At 44.1% G+C, this 17,336-nt stretch carries 13 protein-coding genes; 8 read left to right on the forward strand and 5 right to left on the reverse strand.

Going from position 1 to position 17,336, the window contains the following annotated elements:
* From GLO7428_RS20260 to hrmK, 3 genes are read right to left on the reverse strand one after another with little or no spacing between them, the layout of a single operon-like run.
* Complete coding sequence (locus tag GLO7428_RS20260; RefSeq protein ID WP_015190448.1) at window positions 1-450, reverse strand: response regulator; 450 nt, start codon at window positions 448-450, stop codon at window positions 1-3.
* Between the two features lie 7 nt (window positions 451-457).
* Window positions 458-2,695 (reverse strand): ATP-binding protein, encoded by a 2,238-nt coding sequence (locus tag GLO7428_RS26230; RefSeq protein ID WP_015190449.1) that lies wholly within the window; start codon window positions 2,693-2,695, stop codon window positions 458-460.
* A 59-nt stretch (window positions 2,696-2,754) separates the two neighbouring features.
* Complete coding sequence (gene hrmK / locus GLO7428_RS20270; RefSeq protein ID WP_015190450.1) at window positions 2,755-4,602, reverse strand: hybrid histidine kinase/response regulator HrmK; 1,848 nt, start codon at window positions 4,600-4,602, stop codon at window positions 2,755-2,757.
* 518 nt (window positions 4,603-5,120) lie between these two features.
* Here hrmK and GLO7428_RS20275 point away from each other — a divergent pair.
* The gene (locus GLO7428_RS20275; RefSeq protein WP_015190451.1) at window positions 5,121-5,990 is read left to right on the forward strand and encodes a branched-chain amino acid ABC transporter permease; all 870 of its coding nucleotides are present in this window, start codon (window positions 5,121-5,123) and stop codon (window positions 5,988-5,990) included.
* Between the two features lie 151 nt (window positions 5,991-6,141).
* On the opposite strand, the gene GLO7428_RS20280 is transcribed toward GLO7428_RS20275, so the two are convergent.
* Both GLO7428_RS20280 and lipA read right to left on the reverse strand, forming a co-directional pair.
* On the reverse strand, window positions 6,142-6,279 hold the full coding sequence (locus GLO7428_RS20280; protein ID WP_015190452.1) for a photosystem I protein PsaX: 138 nt from the start codon (window positions 6,277-6,279) through the stop codon (window positions 6,142-6,144).
* A gap of 146 nt (window positions 6,280-6,425) precedes the next feature.
* Window positions 6,426-7,319 (reverse strand): lipoyl synthase, encoded by an 894-nt coding sequence (gene lipA / locus GLO7428_RS20285; RefSeq protein ID WP_015190453.1) that lies wholly within the window; start codon window positions 7,317-7,319, stop codon window positions 6,426-6,428.
* Between the two features lie 543 nt (window positions 7,320-7,862).
* On the opposite strand from lipA, the gene GLO7428_RS20290 reads away from it, so the two are divergent.
* From GLO7428_RS20290 to GLO7428_RS20320, 7 genes are all read left to right on the forward strand, one after another.
* Window positions 7,863-8,414: a PleD family two-component system response regulator gene (locus GLO7428_RS20290; RefSeq protein WP_015190454.1), complete on the forward strand. Its 552-nt coding sequence runs from the start codon at window positions 7,863-7,865 to the stop codon at window positions 8,412-8,414.
* 361 nt (window positions 8,415-8,775) lie between these two features.
* Window positions 8,776-9,207 (forward strand): hypothetical protein, encoded by a 432-nt coding sequence (locus GLO7428_RS20295; RefSeq protein ID WP_015190455.1) that lies wholly within the window; start codon window positions 8,776-8,778, stop codon window positions 9,205-9,207.
* Between the two features lie 388 nt (window positions 9,208-9,595).
* Window positions 9,596-10,924, forward strand: a complete 1,329-nt coding sequence (locus GLO7428_RS20300) for a class I SAM-dependent methyltransferase (RefSeq protein ID WP_015190456.1) — start codon at window positions 9,596-9,598, stop codon at window positions 10,922-10,924.
* A gap of 16 nt (window positions 10,925-10,940) precedes the next feature.
* Window positions 10,941-12,767 (forward strand): TonB-dependent receptor, encoded by a 1,827-nt coding sequence (locus tag GLO7428_RS20305; protein WP_015190457.1) that lies wholly within the window; start codon window positions 10,941-10,943, stop codon window positions 12,765-12,767.
* 264 nt (window positions 12,768-13,031) lie between these two features.
* Window positions 13,032-14,534: a nitrogen regulation protein NR(II) gene (locus GLO7428_RS20310; protein ID WP_015190458.1), complete on the forward strand. Its 1,503-nt coding sequence runs from the start codon at window positions 13,032-13,034 to the stop codon at window positions 14,532-14,534.
* Window positions 14,512-15,834 (forward strand): sigma-54 dependent transcriptional regulator, encoded by a 1,323-nt coding sequence (locus tag GLO7428_RS20315; protein WP_041918708.1) that lies wholly within the window; start codon window positions 14,512-14,514, stop codon window positions 15,832-15,834. The genes GLO7428_RS20310 and GLO7428_RS20315 overlap by 23 nt, the downstream gene beginning before the upstream one ends.
* A 3-nt stretch (window positions 15,835-15,837) precedes the next feature.
* Window positions 15,838-17,211, forward strand: coding sequence for an RNA polymerase sigma-54 factor (locus GLO7428_RS20320; RefSeq protein ID WP_015190460.1), 1,374 nt, complete (start codon window positions 15,838-15,840; stop codon window positions 17,209-17,211).
* The last annotated feature ends 125 nt before the right edge of the window (window positions 17,212-17,336 follow it).

Here is a 17,336-nt window from a genome sequence, read left to right on the forward strand (position 1 = left end):
CTAAGATTCAGGTGGTAGCAAGGGCGGCTTTTTGAGTAACACCCAGTAAAAACCGACTTGGCGAACTATCGTGATAAATCTTTCAAAATCAAGAGGTTTAGTGACACATTGACTAACTCCTAGAGCGTAACAAGCATTTAAATCTTTGTCATCTGGAGAAGAAGCCAAAATAACTACCGCGAGATCGCGAGTTCGAGGATGCGATCGAATCGCCTGTAAAACTTGAACTCCATTAATTTTAGGTAATTTTAGGTCTAACAATACAAGGTCTGGTAAGGGGAAATGAGGCGGACTACCTTCCTTACCTAATAAATATTGTAGTGCTTGTTCGCCGTCCTCCAAAATATCAATTTGATTAGTAAAGTTAAAACTTTCCAAAGCTAATTTTAAAAGTTCAATATTTAAAGGTTCATCTTCTACAAGAAGAATTCGTGACGGTTCAATTTCCACAGTAATTTTATTCCTCAACCACTTGCCCAAGTTTGAAATAAAAAGTCGTTCCTTGATTAGGTTTACTCTCAGCCCAAATTGTACCTCTGTGTCGATGAATAATGCGTTGGACAATTGCTAAACCAATACCTGTCCCTTTAAACTCTCTTTGTGAATGAAGGCGTTGAAAAGCACCGAATAATTGGTCTGCATATTCCATTTGAAATCCGATTCCATTATCTTTAATAAACAAAGTTTGATCTGGTAGAGAATCAATTTGGATAATTGTAGGATGTGAATGTCGGCTGAATTTAACAGCATTATCAATCAAATTTGTAAAAACTTGTTGTAATAACGTTGGATCGCCCATAACTTTAGGTAAGCTACCAATTTGAAACTCGATCTTACGGCTGTCAATAGCTTCAGCTTGACTCGTCGCTAGCGAAATGGCGCTTTCCACCAAAGGATAAAGATCCACAGGTTGATAAATTAATTGTTTTCTCCCAACACGCGAAAGCGTCAATAAGCCATCAATCAGCATCGTCATGCGATCGCTACTACTTTGAATAACTTCGATGTAACGATGAACCTTAGGATCGGCGATCGCGTTATTGCGTTTGAGTTGTTCTGCAAGCGCCTCGGCGAAGCCTGCAATATGTCGCAAAGGCGCGCGTAGGTCGTGCGAAACAGAATAGCAAAATGATTCGAGTTCTTGGTTTGTCGCAGCGAGTTGGGCGGTGCGTTCTTGTACTTGTTGTTCTAAAGTCGCATTCATCTGATTTACTGCGGCTTCAGCTTGCTTGCGTTCGCTAATATCTAAAACACTACCGACAACCCGCACTGCACCGCCATCAGCATCGCGAATAATCAAGCCTTTATCCCAAACATAGACGTAGCGATCGTCGCGTTTGCGAATGCGATATTCTAACGCGAAATCGTTTGAAGTAGAACTTTTCAGCATCGTGGCGATGTAGTTACGCACGTACTTTTGCTCATCAGGGTGAATGCGTTCAAGCCACCAATCATCACTAGGATCGGCTTCGGTTGTCGTATAGCCAAGCACATCGAATAGCCCTTGCGTGCGAGTAATTGTCTTGGCACGAATATCCCAGTCGTAGATAATCGCATGAACTGCGGCTGTCGCCAGTTGAAAGCGTTCGTTTGCTTTCTTTAGCTCGATTTCAGTAGCATTACACCGTGCAATTTGACTTGCTAAGGATGCAGCCATGCGGTCAAAGTTATCAATAAGGTGTTGCATTTCTTGCGGCGAATCTTTTAAGCCGATCCGCGCGGTGAAATCTCCCGCCGCCAAGCGGTTAATCACCTGTATAAACCGTCGCACCCAGTGCCAAATAAACAAATCACTACCAATCCACAAAATCGCGATCGCACCCATCGCAATCATCGCTAAACCGAATAAATTGCGTTGCAAATTACGCTCAGCAACTGTAAAAGGTGCTTCTTCCGAAAGCCCAATTCCCATGTACACATTTGCTTGCGGTAAGCTGCTACTCAGTAAAGTGAAAGCATATAAACGCGAAATACCATCGACATCATTAACCTCCGCTACACCGTTGCCCTGTGCTAATATTTTCTGCACAATCGGTAAATTCGGTCTTTCCCCTACCCATTCCGAGTGGGGATGGTACGCGAGAACAACACCCTTGGCATCAACGACAAGTAGCGAAGTATTGCGCGGTAAATTGATTTGCGCAAGGAGTTGATTGAGCCATGTTAAATCGAGCGACGCAAACACGACTGAATTCGCTTGATTTTGAGCATTGAATAACGGATAGGCAAACACGATAACTGGCTTACCGCTTATCCGCCCCATCTGGTAATCACTCACCGTGAATTCGCGCTTTTGAAGCGCGTTGGCGATCCACACGCGATCCGCAAGGTTAACGCTTTGGTTAGGTGATGAACTACACGCGACATTACCATTACGCTGAACGACTCCCAACGTGGCAAATCGCGGGTATTGCTGTTGTAAATTTTTCAAGAGTGCGTTGCAAGGCGTAGGATAACTATCCTGAATTTGAGGTAGCTGTGCTAAAACAACCAGCAATTGCCGTGTTTCCGCGATCAATTGTTGATGATGCGCGCTGACAACTTGTGTAAGCAACACTGCTTGTTCGCGGACATAAGCTTTGCGCGCTTGTAATTCTTTCATATAAGCATAAAGCGTCAGTCCTAACCCTGGTAAAACAGCCAGGAGGACAAGACAATTGAGGCGAGTACGGAGACTATTAAAATAACGTGGCATGGATTTAGTTCAAATTGAGAAGCCCCCCCACACCAGCGTTCTGCTTTCTTCCCGAAATATCAGTGATTTAGATCACTGTACTTTGACACCATATTTGCCAACGCTTGTAAATCAATTGGTTTAGAAATATAGTCGATCGCACCAGCTGCTAAACAAGTTTCGCGATCGCCTTTCATTGCCATCGCAGTTTGCACGATAACAGGTATATGACGATACTCAGCGTTAGCTTGTAGTTGTTGTACTAAGGTCAGTCCATCAACATCAGGAAGGTGAACATCCATTAAAATCACTGCTGGTTTGGCTTTTGGTAATTCCTCCCACATCTGCGCCGCGCTATTTACCCAAGTGACTTGATAGCCTAATTTGCGTAAGTATGTCGTCATCAACTTCGCATTGTGAAAATTATCTTCTACCAACATCACCGTTACAGTTTTGGGCGCAGCGGCTTGCGAATTGAGGCTGAGGCGGACATCTGTAGTGACACTAGAGCGTTGTGGTACTACCTTAGTTTTACTTGTTGCTGCTGCTGTTGTTAGTGGAAGAACAATCGTAAATTGCGAACCGCAATTGACTTCGGATTGCACTTCTACCCAACCTCCGTGGAGTTGGGCAAGTTTTTGTGTTAACGCTAACCCTAAGCCGGTTCCCTCTTGACGCCCTGCAACAACGTTAGAAATTTGCACGTACGCCTGAAATAATTGTGGCTGCTTTTCTTTAGCAATTCCTGTACCCGTATCCCATACTGTAAAGTGGATAAATACGCCTTTTTGTTTGACTTGTAAGCCGACTGCACCTTTATTGGTAAACTTGAGCGCATTGGAAAGCAAGTTGAACAGCATCTGCTTCAAGCGCAGCGAATCGGCGACTAAGGTAGTCGCATTAGCATCAATATCAAGTTGAAGTTGCAAGTTTTTATCGCTGGCTTTTTCTTTGACTAAACTAATCGCACTTCGGCAAACTTCAGGAATATTAACGGTTTCTTTGTTAATTTCTAGCTGATTTGCCTCAATTTTCGATAAATCTAAGATATCGTTGAGCAGTGCTAAGAGGTGTTGCCCACTGGTGAGAATAATATTGAGATATTCTTGATGTCTGTGGTTTTCTGGATTATAGCCTTGCGCTTTTAACAAATGTGTAAAGCCCAGGATAGAACTTAAAGGAGTCCGAATTTCATGACTCGTATTCGCTAGAAATTCACTTTTTAACTTATTGGTACGCAATAGATCGCAATTTTGCACTTCTAACTGCTGACATTTGAGCGTGAGTGCTTGTAGGTGCTTAAGTTGGGCGATCGCGTGCATCGTAACGTTAAGCGATCGCTCGATGAACTGCGGTTGCAGTTGGAATTTTAATCTTTCTCCAGTTGCACTTTTTGGTAATGCACAAGTGGCGATAATTAACCAGCCAACAACTTTGCGATCGTCTTGTAACGCCCACGCCGCTTTTGGGTTCTGGTTTTGCAGCGCCTGTAATTCTTGATGCGATATGATTTGTTGCAGTTGCCAAGCTGGGGATTTTTCTGTTGACGCGGCGCTTGTAGATAATGCGCTATAGCAAACTACATAATTTGATTCGGTTCTCGATATGTGCTTTGGTATTGCATCACTAACAACGAGTGATGACCAACCTTGCAAAAATGCGATCGCAACTTTGTCGGTTTTGAGTGAAACGCTTAACTGCTGGATCAGCGCTTGAAAGACTTCGGCTTCTAACTCTTGTAAAGATTGTTGAGTATGGTATGCACCGGCTAAGCACTGATTAATTTGATTTTGCAACTCATTCAAGCCACGTTCTAGCCACAAATCAGCAATGACTTGCTGGAATTGCAGCACTTCTGTATTAGCAACCTTTTGTTCTGGATGGGTTGCATCCACTCGGATCTCTTCTGGTGTACTAGACTGCTGCATGAAAATCCAGACCGTTAAATGCTTAATAATTGAGGATGCATCAGCGTTGAGACAAAATAGATTAAACTCAACTCTCAGCAAAGCCAACCCGTCATCATTATGTATTCCCCAAATTTGTCTAAGTTAATCATCTGAATATTTTTTTAACTGACGCACAGTCATTTTTCGATGATGACTAGACGAGCGCGATCGCCAATCGCCAATAGATAGTAATGTCGCTATTCACTTGAGTGAGTTCAGTAAAAAAGCACTCTTTATTGTTAATCTGTTTTCTACACGACAGTTGTGATATAAAACACGCGCTGCTAGACCTCATTTGCGGTCTGAGAGAATAGCAGCAGTCAGTAACAGCGAAACGAGAAAACGCAAAGATAATTAATTTTCATCAAGTTACTACTCGCTGAATGCTACATTCTACACCAGTAGTTTTCTTTTGTCTGAACTCGTCATGGTACAACCATAGATGATTGTTGCCTTTTGAGTGCAATTCACATATCTCAACACGCAGATTAACTTAGATGGACGTACAACAAGCTCAACTCATCGTCAATGGAATTGCAGTCGGTAGCATCATTGCTTTAGCTGCGGTGGGGTTAACACTAACCTATGGAATATTGCGTCTAGCAAACTTTGCACATGGCGACTTCATGACGTTAGGTGCTTATCTGACGCTCGTTGCTAATACTGTAGGAAATATTAATATTTGGCTATCGATGGTTCTTGGGGCGCTTGGTACAGTAGTTGCGATGCTACTATCAGAAAAATTACTGTGGTCGCGAATGCGCGCCAACCGCGCGACTTCTACAACATTAATTATCCTTTCGATTGGACTTGCGCTTTTCATCCGCTATGCGATTGTTTTTGTTTGGGGTGGTAGCAATCAAGCTTACAATCTGCCCATTTCTCCAGCGAGAGACATTTTCGGGCTAAAAATCCCACAAAATCAAATTATTGTTCTCGCTTTAGCCGTACTAGCAATTCTGGGTTTGCACTATTTATTACAGAATACAAAAGTTGGTAAAGCAATGCGTGCGGTTGCAGACGATATCGATCTTGCCCGCGTTTCTGGGATTAATGTTGACCAAGTCATTATTTGGACTTGGGCGATCGCAGGGAGTTTAACTGCCTTAGGCGGTAGTATGTATGGCTTAGTTACCGCAGTCCGTCCCAATATGGGTTGGTTTCTGATTTTGCCAATGTTTGCTTCCGTCATTCTTGGCGGAATTGGCAATCCTTACGGCGCGATCGCCGCTGCTTTGATTATTGGGATATCACAGGAAGTCAGTACGCCTTTTCTTGGTTCGCAATACAAACAAGGGGTAGCGCTATTCATTATGATTTTAGTACTTCTGATTCGTCCTAAAGGACTGTTTAAAGGAACAATCTAAGGACGATTTGAGCTTAGGAGTTAAGTGTTAGTGGCTTGGTGGCTACCTTGCCTCCAACACCCAACAAGACGCTATGCAGCTATAATCAGCACCCTATGACAGACATAGCTCCCTAACACCCAAATCATGCCTAACGCGCATATGCTTTAACTTAAGGATTAATAATGCGGAAATAAATCGCAGCGACTAAGAAGTTACCTGCTAGCAAGATGAGTGAAATGATCGTCCGATAAGGATAGGGAGGATTACCTGTTTTAATCGTGGCATCTTTTGTAGCTTGAGAAGTCATCAGAACCAACTCCTAATGTTGTAACTTATTAAGAAATACCAAACATTGGTTTCTTTGAGTACATTTCTCTAGAAATATTTTCAAAGGAGCAACAAGCGAGCGGCTAAAGTCAGTTAGTGTTAGCTACTGACCTCTAATCTGCTTTCCTAGCCCTCTCCAGCATGATAAGAACTCCGCACCAATGGACCCGAACGAACGTGCGCAAAGCCGATATCGCGGGCGATCGCGCCTAAATGTTCAAATTCTTCTGGTGTCCAGTATTTTTGCACTGGAAGGTGGGCAAGCGAAGGGCGCATATATTGACCAATCGTAATGCGATCGCACCCTACCGCCCGCAAGTCTGCCATTGTTTCTACAATTTCAGCTTCGGTTTCACCGTGTCCTAGCATTAACCCAGATTTTGTTGGAATACTTGCATTCAGTTCTTTGACAATTTGGAGAACGCGTAGCGAGCGATCGTATTTAGCCCCACGCCGTACAAGTCCTTGTAAGCGGCGTACAGTTTCAATATTGTGGTTATAACACGCTGGTTTTGCTTGGACGACTGTCGCGATGCGATCGCGTTGTCCTGTTTCTTTAGAAGTACCACCCCAAAAATCTGCTGTGAGAACCTCAATTTGTGTCTCTGGGTTATCTTCGCGGATCGCTTTCATCGTTTTCACAAACCAACTCGCGCCTTGATCCGGTAGATCGTCCCGCGCTACCGAAGTCAAAACCACATAGCGTAACCCCAATAACTGCACAGCTTCTGCTACTTTGCGCGGTTCGTCAGGATCTAATGGCATAGGTGCATGACCTTTATCAACTTGACAAAATGCACAAGATCTAGTACAAGTAGGTCCCATCAGTAAAAATGATGCTGTTTTTTGCGCGTAACACTCACCACGGTTAGGACAGCGACCTTCTTCACAAATAGTATGAATTTGACGCTGCTTAATAATTCTTTGAACTGTAGATAGTTCGCTAGCTTTTCCAATCGGACGACGCAACCATGCAGGTACTGGTTCTAACTTGAGTTCGGAAGCAGGCGATTTATTCATAAACACTTAGTAAAATTGCAGCAGCAGATAAAAACCTGTTAATACTTAAGTAATCTTCTCTATAAACTATAGGCTATCTACTCAATAGAAATCTGAATCAGCCTAATAGTCACAGTAAACAATTCATGACTTACGCAGCACGGCTGATTTTTTAGTAGTCTCAGTTATACGCTCTTAATGAAGCTCAAGTGCAACTACCGTAGATTTACTTAAATCATTACCATACTTAAAATCGCCTGAGTTTAGTATCAGTAAAATTTCTCTTGGACTGAGATCAGCAGCAGCGTTAAGTTTATTCTATAGCGTTATTGTTACAAACTATAGGTAAAAATGCCACACTGGCAACTTCGGCGATATTTAAAATAATGCCAATGTTATGCGCACTCGGCAGGTCATGGGAATAGGTCATAAAATTGCGTCACTTTTTTCCCTACTAAGCTAAAACTGCTTTCTTTCCTATTCTTTTCTATTAACGCTTAGTAACGAAAACTACTTAAAAATTTACTATTTATTATTTTCATCTTATTTGAGGGAGCCATCGCTGTGGGAAGCAATAAAATTCTCGTTATTGACGATAGTCGCGTAATTCGAGCACGCGTTAAGGAAATGTTACCGCCTGGTAATTTTGTCGTTTTAGAAGCAAAAGATGGTGTAGAAGGTCTAAAACTAATATCGCAAGAATCACTAAGTTTAATTATGCTAGATTTTCTTCTGCCTAAGCTTAGTGGATGGGAAGTCTTTCAACAGATTCAACAAAATAATCACTGGCAAAAAATTCCTTTAGTCTTGATGTCTGGACGCAAGGAAGAAGTCTTAGAAAAAATTCAGGAGCCGTTTGAGTATTTTGAATTTATTTCAAAACCATTTGAACAAAGAGAATTAGTTGCTGCAATTAAGTCAGCCATGCAAAAGGCAAAACTACCCCGCAGAGAGGTTATTAGTAATCCTACTGCGATCCAGGTTCCTCTAGAGAATGCAAATCTGAATGAAGTACAACTATTAACTGAAAAAGTTACAAAGATGCAAACCGAAATAAACCAATTAAAAAAACAAATGGCACAACTTATAACTTGGCTGCATCACCGTGCTAGCTAGCCCTAAACGATTAAAACTATTGACTTTAAACAAGTTATATGCATATGAGCTACAGTTATGGTTGTAGCTTCTAGTATTGGCGCTCAAAAACTTGTTCATGCTTTAACCTAGTTTAGTTACAAGTGACTGCTTTTATAGTCTTAGTCAATAGAGTTAGGACATGATCAAAGCGCATAATGATTTCCCTGACCCCTGCTATAGTTATGCAAAACGGTCAACATTTTTGGCATCCTTTTTGCACATAGAGATTGCGTATCGCATTAAATTGCGCATACAACCCTAGAAAGAGCCAAACTACATAACTGATAGTTTGCTTGTTTTAAAGGGATTTGTACTTTACGACAAATGAAGGACTTCCATCATGAGTCGATTTACTCATACTTTGATTCTCCGTTGGGGAGCAGGTGCGCTCTTCGCGCTTGCGCTTGCACCTCTCCTCGCTGAAACCGCTGCGGCAACAGTGCGTACCTCCACGCCGGAACTTGGTTCGGCAAACTCAGAAGCGCTCTATGCTCAGCGAAAAGGAGCTAAAGGCGTTAAGGGACAACCAACTACACCACCCAAAGGTGTTGAACCACCTCCACCCAAAGGTGTTGAACCGCCGCCACCCAAAGGTGTTGAACCGCCGCCACCCAAAGGTGTTGAACCACCTCCACCCAAAGGTGTTGAACCGCCGCCACCCAAAGGTGTTGAACCACCTCCACCCAAAGGTGTTGAACCGCCGCCACCCAAAGGTGTTGAACCACCTCCACCTAAAGGTGTTGAACCACCTCCACTGCCTCCAACCTTGTAACTTGGAACTAGCAGCATAAGTCTTTCCTTCTCGTTTTGTCGCTTTCGCACAGAGCATCGATGAGATAGCACTATTCGTGAAAGCCACTAAAATTTGACCAGGCAGTGCTAGTTAAACGGTGCTGAGTGTGTGAGACTGATCAACTCCGCACTCAGCGCTTTTGCTTTCACACTCTTTGAAGATTCCTTTTATAGCCATAGTCAATAGAGTTAGGACATTATCAAAGCTCATAGTGATTTCCCTGAGGGAAGTTTAACTCTGACCTCTGACCTCTGCTACATATCTAGTTCGACTAATTGGTTTTAGTTCCTGAATCCGTATAAAAAGCCGAATAACCTTTTTCCTCTGCTCAATAATTTGATGACACATCTATCGACTTTTTATTCCTATGAGTCTTTCAATTGATCGCCTCAACGCTATTTTTCACCAATACGAAACGGCTCCCTATCCAGCAACTCCAATTGATCAGCCGATTCAGCCGGAGCCGAGTAAGCTTTATCAGCAGACGATCGCTACGCCCTACTATTTACAACATCGTCGCGTCGTGAATCCGCAGGATAAAGTGATTCTTGACGTTGGTTGCGGTAGTGGGTTAACTTCGCTCGTTCTCGCGATCGCCAATCCAGGCGCACGCGTAATTGGCGTTGATGTCTCACCTGCTTCCATCGCTATGGCTCAAAAGCGAGTGTCACACTTGAACGGCGTGCAACTTGAGTTTCAGGTGCTGTCGGCGGAAGAACTATCGCGCTTGGGAGTACAGTTTGACTACATCAACTGTGATGAAGTGCTGTATTTACTACCCGATCCGGTTGAAGCGCTGCAAACGATGAAAGCAGTGTTAAAGCCTGATGGTATTATTCGTGCCAATCTGCACAGCGTGATTCAACGACAGCATTTTTACCGCGCGCAAAAGATGTTTGAACTGATGGGATTGTTTCACGAAAATGTAGGTGAAACCGAAGAAGCATTGGTACGAGAAACAATGAACGCGATGCCAAGCTGGGTTGATCTCAAAGCAAAAACCTGGACACCTGATGCCGATGGTGAAGTGACGAATCAAGTGATTCGGATGAACTATTTGCTGCAAGGAGACAAAGGCTATACCATTCCGAATCTATTCGATATGCTTGCAGCCGTAGGACTCAGCTTGATTGAAATGGTGAATTGGCAGCAATGGGATCTCACACCGCTTTTTGGTTCAATCGAGCAAATGCCCGCGTTTATCGGCTTAAGCTTGCCGATGCTTTCCTACCCGCAGCAGCTTGAGCTTTTTGAGCTAATTCATCCGATTCATCGTCTGCTTGACTTTTGGTGTACTCATGCAGAGACGGGTTTGGCTGCACCGATGCCTTTTCATAAAAATTTGCCAGCGATCCACAGTAGCGATCGCGTTCACCTGCATCCTCAATTAAAAACGCCTGCGGTTCGCGATGCGATTCGGGAATCTGCTCAGCACAATCGTCCTATAGCGATCGAGCAATACCTGTCGATTTTAGGCGCAAAGACAATTACTGTAGACGGTAACATCGCGGCTTGTTTGCTACCACTATGGGAAGCACCACAATCTGTTGCAACAATTGCCAAACGCTGGCAGCAAATTAGACCTTTAGATCCTTGTACACTTGAGCCTGTTTCTGACGAGCAAGCACTAAAACAAGTAACAGATTTGTTAGCGACGCTCTTGACTGATTTGTATGTGATGGTTGAAAAACCTTGAATCATAAATCGCTGTCATGCTATTGGTAGCAACTCCTGTGGCTGCACTGGTAACCGCAACGGCACTTCCCGTCGCAATGCATATGGCTCAAGCAAATCAAGCAGCCCCTACTACCCAAGCTCAGCCACAGAACAACTTCACCGCAATTACTGAAATCGGCGTGACTGCACCGATGAGTGGTCGTGCTGTTTTGGCAGCAGAGGGATTTGACTATTCACTGCGACAATACTTTGCAGGCACAGCAAAAAATCTGGACTACCGCTTTGATATCTCTACTCGCTTCAACAACAGCATTTTTGATGCACAAGGGAATTTGCTGCCCAACAGTAGCTTTGGTAGCGACGACTCAACGCAACTCGATGCGTTTGGCAGCGCCAATATTTATCTCAGCAAAACCGAGCGCTTGCAGTTCGCGTTCCGCACTGTCCAACAGTTTGATCGTGTCAATGTTGTCCCCGATGAAGACCTTTTACAAACGCCTGGGCGACAGCAGGCATGGGGAATTCGCCGCCGTGTCACGGTAAGAAATACCGATCCTCCTGGAACAGCGTCTACCGACCTCAGCATCGGCTATACAAATGATAATGTTGCAGGCAGTGTCGTGTTGCTTTCTAGCTACTACAGTCAATTGCGCTATGTCGAACGCAGCTTGTTAGACGATCGCAACGGCTTTTTTGATGGCATTATCCGTACAGGATCGGGCAGCGAGTTGATTGGGGGACAACTGCAAGTAGAAACGCCGCTATTGAATCGCGTCCGTTTACGCTGGGGAGCCGACTACGAGCATCAAGCCAAAAATGCGCTTCAGCTAGAGTTTTTTAATGAACAAATTTACGACCTGAGTAACGGACAGGTTGCCCAAAAGACAAGTGAAGCGACTTATGTACCGCCATACGAGTTAGAAAGCCTCGGCGTGTTTGCCTCAGCAGATTGGCAGATCAACGATCGCCTACAGCTAAGTGGTGGAATTCGCCACAACTGGCTTCAGCTGCAAATCGACGACTACATCCCATTATACGATAGTGACTTCAATCGTTACAACGGTACGGCGATCGCTGGCGGTGCCCTTCAATTTAACGATCTATTGTTCAATGCGAGCCTTGTTTACAAACTAACACCAACGCTCCAGCTTTATGCCCAGTTTTCTCAAGATTTCTTTATTCCTGATTACGGCTTTAGTATTCTCAGCTATCCGCCCAGAGACTTTAGCATCGATCCTGCATTGACACTGTTTCAGCCGCAGAAAGTGAATTACTATCAAATCGGGCTTCAAGGCAATTGGCGGCAAGTCCAAGCGTCGCTGTCTGCGTTCTATAACGAGTCCAGTCTAGGAGCCGCTTACACGGCGTTACCCAGTGGTGGTGTTGAACTTGTGCGCGCGCCACAGCGCAACTATGGCATTGAAGCCGCAATCGACTGGCAGCCATCCACCAACTGGCAACTTGGAGGCACTCTGAGCTACAGTTTCGGCGAAAATGACGTGAACCAAGATGGAAACTATTTGGCGCTGAGCAGCTACGAGATTTTTCCTATAAAGTTGAGTGCGTATATCGAAAATCAAACGCTGCCAAACTGGCGTAACCGCTTGCAGCTATCACAGGTTAACAATCGTAACGCCGGATTTCAAGCCGGCTCTGACCCATTACCGATTGACGGCTACACTGTTGTGAATTTTTCCAGCACACTCAATATAGGGCAGGGTGAGTTAACTTTGGACATTCAGAATCTCTTAAACGAGCAGTATCAAACTGTAAATTCACAACTCGACGGCTTTACTGATGAAACACTCAATCTACCCGCTAGAGGTAGAACTGTTAGCCTAACCTACCGCATCCGATGGTAGATGATTTAGGCAAAGTAGGACAAAAAAGCAAGCACAATTCTCTTTAGCGTAGAGGAAACTATAGCAGGGTTCAGAGATCAGAGGTCTGAGCCTCGACCATGTCCTAAGCATCTCTTCAATTGCTATAACAGCTGAACTCGCACCATTAACCTACTTATTTCACAAAGTTTGTATCATCTTGCTTAGAGATAATAAGTCATATTAGTCATTAAGGAAAATACGCGTAGTAGTCATTCCAACCAAGTGCTATACATCACGACGTAAATGGCAAAGAATATTGTCCCGCGACGTTGGACACTTCAGCAACAATTAACAATTCTCATCGCGCTATTTTTGTGCTTGGGTGGAGCGGCGTTGTGGCTATTAGCAGAATTATTTCATAGTCGGGAAAGTGCGATCGCAGCCCGAACGCAAGGCGAATTAGCGCGTGCGAATGCGCGCTTGATGCAACACTTTTGGGAAGGAAATCCCAGTCGCAGCCCTATCCTTGTCGGCAAGAAGTGGGATGACTATCTTTGGAAGTTATCATATGCAGCGTTGAGTGACTTTCCGCGAGTCGAAGGTGGTTTTTACATCTATAGTGAGGATCAACTCTTAGGTTATGCATATCCTACGCACGGTGGACCTGTTCCTAAACGCGATATTCCCCCTGCGGAAAAAGGCAAAATTTTGGAATTAGTTGCTAGTGCAAGTCGGCAGCACTTACCACAGGAGATGGTACTTTATCCGCAACTCGATATTGTTGTCCTACGTGCCGATCCTTTGCCGTTTGATGGCGCAGTGTGGACGATGAAGCGGATTCCACGATCGACGGATGCGCGATCGCAGATCCTCACGACACTGGTGATCGTGATGGTCTTGTGTGTTGTCGGGTGGACTGTTTATATCACAGTACAATTACGCAGTGGGGTACTGCAATTACAACAAGGTATTAAAGCAATTGAACAAGGTAAAGCCAATCTCATTCCGCCACTTCCTGCTGAAATGGGACAAGTAGGAGCATCAATTAATACAATGCAACAGCGTCGTAAGGAGTTAGAACAGCGATTGCGACGGATGGATCGCTTAGCTTCGTTAGGACAACTTGTTGCGGGTGTCGCGCATGAAGTGCGTAATCCTTTAGCCAGTATGCGCCTTAATTTACAATATGTTAAGCGGCAGCTACACAGGCAAGAAATTACCAATTTACCAATTCCTAGTTTACTAGAGCAAGTAGATCGCTTGGAAACATTAGTCAAAAGGTTACTTTACTTCGATAAAACCCAACAAGAAGAAGAATTTGTAAATGTTTCTTTAGAAGCGATCGCGATGGAATCTGTCTCCTTACTGCGCCCTCAAGCTGAACAACAGAACATTGGTTTAACGTATTTCCCCGCACCCGAACCACTACCAGAAATTTCACTACAACGTCGCGGCATTGAACAAGTTATCTTAAATTTGATTCTCAATGCGATTCAAGCGAGTTTTCTGTCTGGAGAAGTCAAAGTGGGAGTAGAACAACAAGATAAATATTTAATCGTATGGGTAGAAGATCGCGGTGTCGGAATTCTGCCAGAACAACAAGAACGAATTTTTGACCCGTTTTACTCGACTAAAGCTGATGGAACTGGATTAGGACTAGCAATCAGCCATGAAATTGTGACGCATCACGGAGGATATATCGATTTACAGTCGCGCTCTGGCTGGACAAAGTTTAGTGTGTATTTACCACTAGACCGAGTAGCGCTTGTTACTAATTCACAATATGGCAAAAATTCTCATTATTGATGATGAAAAACCGTTGCGTCAGGCGATGGCACAAATACTGCAAGATGAAGGTCACACCATTATTGAAGCAAAAGACGGTAGCCAAGGATTAAAAATTATTAAAGATAGTATTGCGCTAGGCGATCGCCCTGACTTAGTGTTTCTCGACTTAAAAATGCCACGCACGCAGGGAATGACCGTATTAAAAAACTTAGGCAAAATACTCTTTGAGCTACCTGTAATTGTGATGACTGCGTATGGTACAAGCCGGACTGCGATTGAAGCTATGCAGTTAGGTGCCTACGACTATTTAACCAAACCATTTGATTTAGATACTTTAGTCGAGCTTACCGAAAAAGCGCTTTCGCATCATCAAGCGTCAGTTTACCGCATCAGCGCTGAAACGCTTAGTCAAAACGCCGACGAAATGCTAGGGCGATCGCCGTTGATGCAAAATGTGTTTAAACTCATTGGTCGAATCGCTCAAGGTGATTCCACAGTACTCATTTTAGGCGAATCGGGTACAGGTAAAGAATTGGTCGCGTCGATGATTCACACGACGAGTTCGCGTAGTAAAGGACCATTAGTCAAAGTTAATTGCGCCGCGCTTCCAGAACATTTATTAGAAGCCGAATTGTTTGGACACGAAAAAGGGGCGTTTACGGGTGCAGATCACCTGCGCATTGGTCGTTTTGAGCAAGCGAATGGCGGAACTCTATTTTTAGATGAAATTGGCGAACTAACGCCAGTGATTCAAAGTAAATTATTGCGTGTTTTACAAGATCGCTCATTTGAACGCTTGGGAAGTAACCAAACACGTACAGTAGATGTGCGCATTTTAGCAGCAACGAATCGTAACTTGGAAGAAATGGTACGTAGTAACCAATTTCGTGAAGATTTGTATTATCGCTTGAATGTTGTACGAGTCGAATTACCTGCCTTGCGCGATCGCATAGAAGATATCAATCTTCTCACGCAACATTTTTTAAGTCGAATTGCACTAAAGCAAGGGTATCCGAGTTTAGCGATCGCCGAAACAGCAATGAAAAAACTCCAAAGTTATCCGTTTCCAGGAAACGTCCGCGAGTTACAAAACATTCTCGAACGCGCTGCTGTTCTTTCAGGCGGACGACCGATTTTACCCGAACATCTTATTTTTACGCAAAACGAGGAACCTGAACTCAACTTAGCGCAAGCTGTAGCGCAACTCGAACAAGATTTGATTCGTCGCGCGTTACTCCTCGATCCGCAAGAACCACATAAAGCGTTAGGTTTGGATCAGCAAACGTTTATCCAGAAACGCCAGCAGTGGAATTTATAGCGTATGGTTATTGCTTCTACCCAGTCACTGACAACACGCTTGCAAACGGATACTGTTCTTTATCCTACATTACGGCAACTCGTGCGCTTGCTGTCTTGCGATCGCAACCAAGTGATTAAACATCTGCAAGCGGAAGCAAAGGAAAACCCGTTTTTACTGGAAACACCGACAGAAGAACGCGACTCGCTTATTAGCGACGTTTTACCACAATGGTACGATGTCCAAGCCGCAAGTTCGACAATACAAGAGCATTTATACGGACAGATCGCCGCGTTGTCAATTTCAACTCAGCAACGCGAAGCACTAATTTATCTTACCCAGTGGTTATCGAGTGCAGGATACTTAGAGCAAACTCCCGAAACTTGGGCAAAAGGGACTTCTTGGCGTTCTCAAGAACTAGAAAGATGCGTACCAATCCTGCAAAGCCTCGATCCACCAGGAATTGGCGCGCGTTCGTTACGCGAATGTTTGCTATTACAACTTCAAGATTGTACAGAGGATCTTGCTAGGATCTTGATTCGCGACTACTTAGAAGAATTAGCTGATTGTGTTGGTAATTCTTCGACGGCGATTGAGAATTGTGAAAGACTAAGGCAAAAACTGAACAGTTCATCGCAACTGTCTACTAAAATAACTCATAAAGATTTGCAAGCGGCGATCGCGCAAATTCAAACTTTAGAACCGCGCCCTGCAAGAAACTTTGGTTACAGCAATATACCCATTGTCACACCTGATTTACAAGCAGAACTGACAGCCCATCAAACTTGGCAAGTTTCTTTAATCGCGCAACCGCGTCAGCGATTTTGCCTTAATCAAGAAGCAATTCATTTGTTACAGCAGCCGCAAGCAAAAGCACAAGACAAACAACGTTTAGAAAATCTGCTACAAAAAGCACAAAGTTTACTCACAGCGCTTGATCAGTGGCAAGAAAATTTGCTCAAAGTCGGACAGTTTCTAGTCGAACGCCAACAAGCTTTTTTACATAGCCAAGATGCGTTAGATTTAATTCCCACACCGCAACAAATTGTCGCGCAATCGGTGGGATTGAGTAACGCCACCGTTAGTAGAATTGTACGTGGTAGATATTTGCGCGTGTGTGGAACGCGCGATCGCACAATTCCCTTAGCATCGTTGTGCGTTCCAGTGTCTGTGGGCGGACGTACACTCCAACAAATTCAACAACTCCTCCTACAACTTGTCGCGGAAGAATCTGTCGATCAGCCTTACACCGACGAACAACTCGTCCAACTTTTAAAGCTTCGCTATCATCTTTCCATCGCTCGTAGAACAGTTGCAAAATACCGTAAAGCCGCAGGAATTGCACCCACTTCTATGCGTCGTCACCGCGAGTATGGATCGTCGATGTGCGATGACTAATTCAAGGCTAGCTCAATAAACTTGATGAGTGCAAAGCCCCAACAACTGCGCTATGACTAGCGATAGTAGGGGTCAGAGGTCAGGGGTTAGGGTTAAACTCTCCTCAGGGACATCACTACGAGCTT

It is taken from the genome of Gloeocapsa sp. PCC 7428 (assembly GCF_000317555.1).
GTDB lineage: Bacteria > Cyanobacteriota > Cyanobacteriia > Cyanobacteriales > Chroococcidiopsidaceae > Chroogloeocystis.

What these genes read in the sequence shown, in the direction of transcription:
- GLO7428_RS20315 (WP_041918708.1), top strand. Translation starts at nt 14,512, where the DNA reads ATGGCAAAAATTCTCATTATTGATGATGAAAAACCGTTGCGTCAGGCG.
- lipA (WP_015190453.1), bottom strand. Translation starts at nt 7,319, where the DNA reads ATGAATAAATCGCCTGCTTCCGAACTCAAGTTAGAACCAGTACCTGCA.
- GLO7428_RS20280 (WP_015190452.1), bottom strand. Translation starts at nt 6,279, where the DNA reads ATGACTTCTCAAGCTACAAAAGATGCCACGATTAAAACAGGTAATCCT.
- GLO7428_RS26230 (WP_015190449.1), bottom strand. Translation starts at nt 2,695, where the DNA reads ATGCCACGTTATTTTAATAGTCTCCGTACTCGCCTCAATTGTCTTGTC.
- GLO7428_RS20295 (WP_015190455.1), top strand. Translation starts at nt 8,776, where the DNA reads ATGAGTCGATTTACTCATACTTTGATTCTCCGTTGGGGAGCAGGTGCG.
- GLO7428_RS20305 (WP_015190457.1), top strand. Translation starts at nt 10,941, where the DNA reads ATGCTATTGGTAGCAACTCCTGTGGCTGCACTGGTAACCGCAACGGCA.
- GLO7428_RS20320 (WP_015190460.1), top strand. Translation starts at nt 15,838, where the DNA reads ATGGTTATTGCTTCTACCCAGTCACTGACAACACGCTTGCAAACGGAT.
- GLO7428_RS20310 (WP_015190458.1), top strand. Translation starts at nt 13,032, where the DNA reads ATGGCAAAGAATATTGTCCCGCGACGTTGGACACTTCAGCAACAATTA.
- GLO7428_RS20275 (WP_015190451.1), top strand. Translation starts at nt 5,121, where the DNA reads ATGGACGTACAACAAGCTCAACTCATCGTCAATGGAATTGCAGTCGGT.
- GLO7428_RS20300 (WP_015190456.1), top strand. Translation starts at nt 9,596, where the DNA reads ATGAGTCTTTCAATTGATCGCCTCAACGCTATTTTTCACCAATACGAA.
- hrmK (WP_015190450.1), bottom strand. Translation starts at nt 4,602, where the DNA reads ATGCAGCAGTCTAGTACACCAGAAGAGATCCGAGTGGATGCAACCCAT.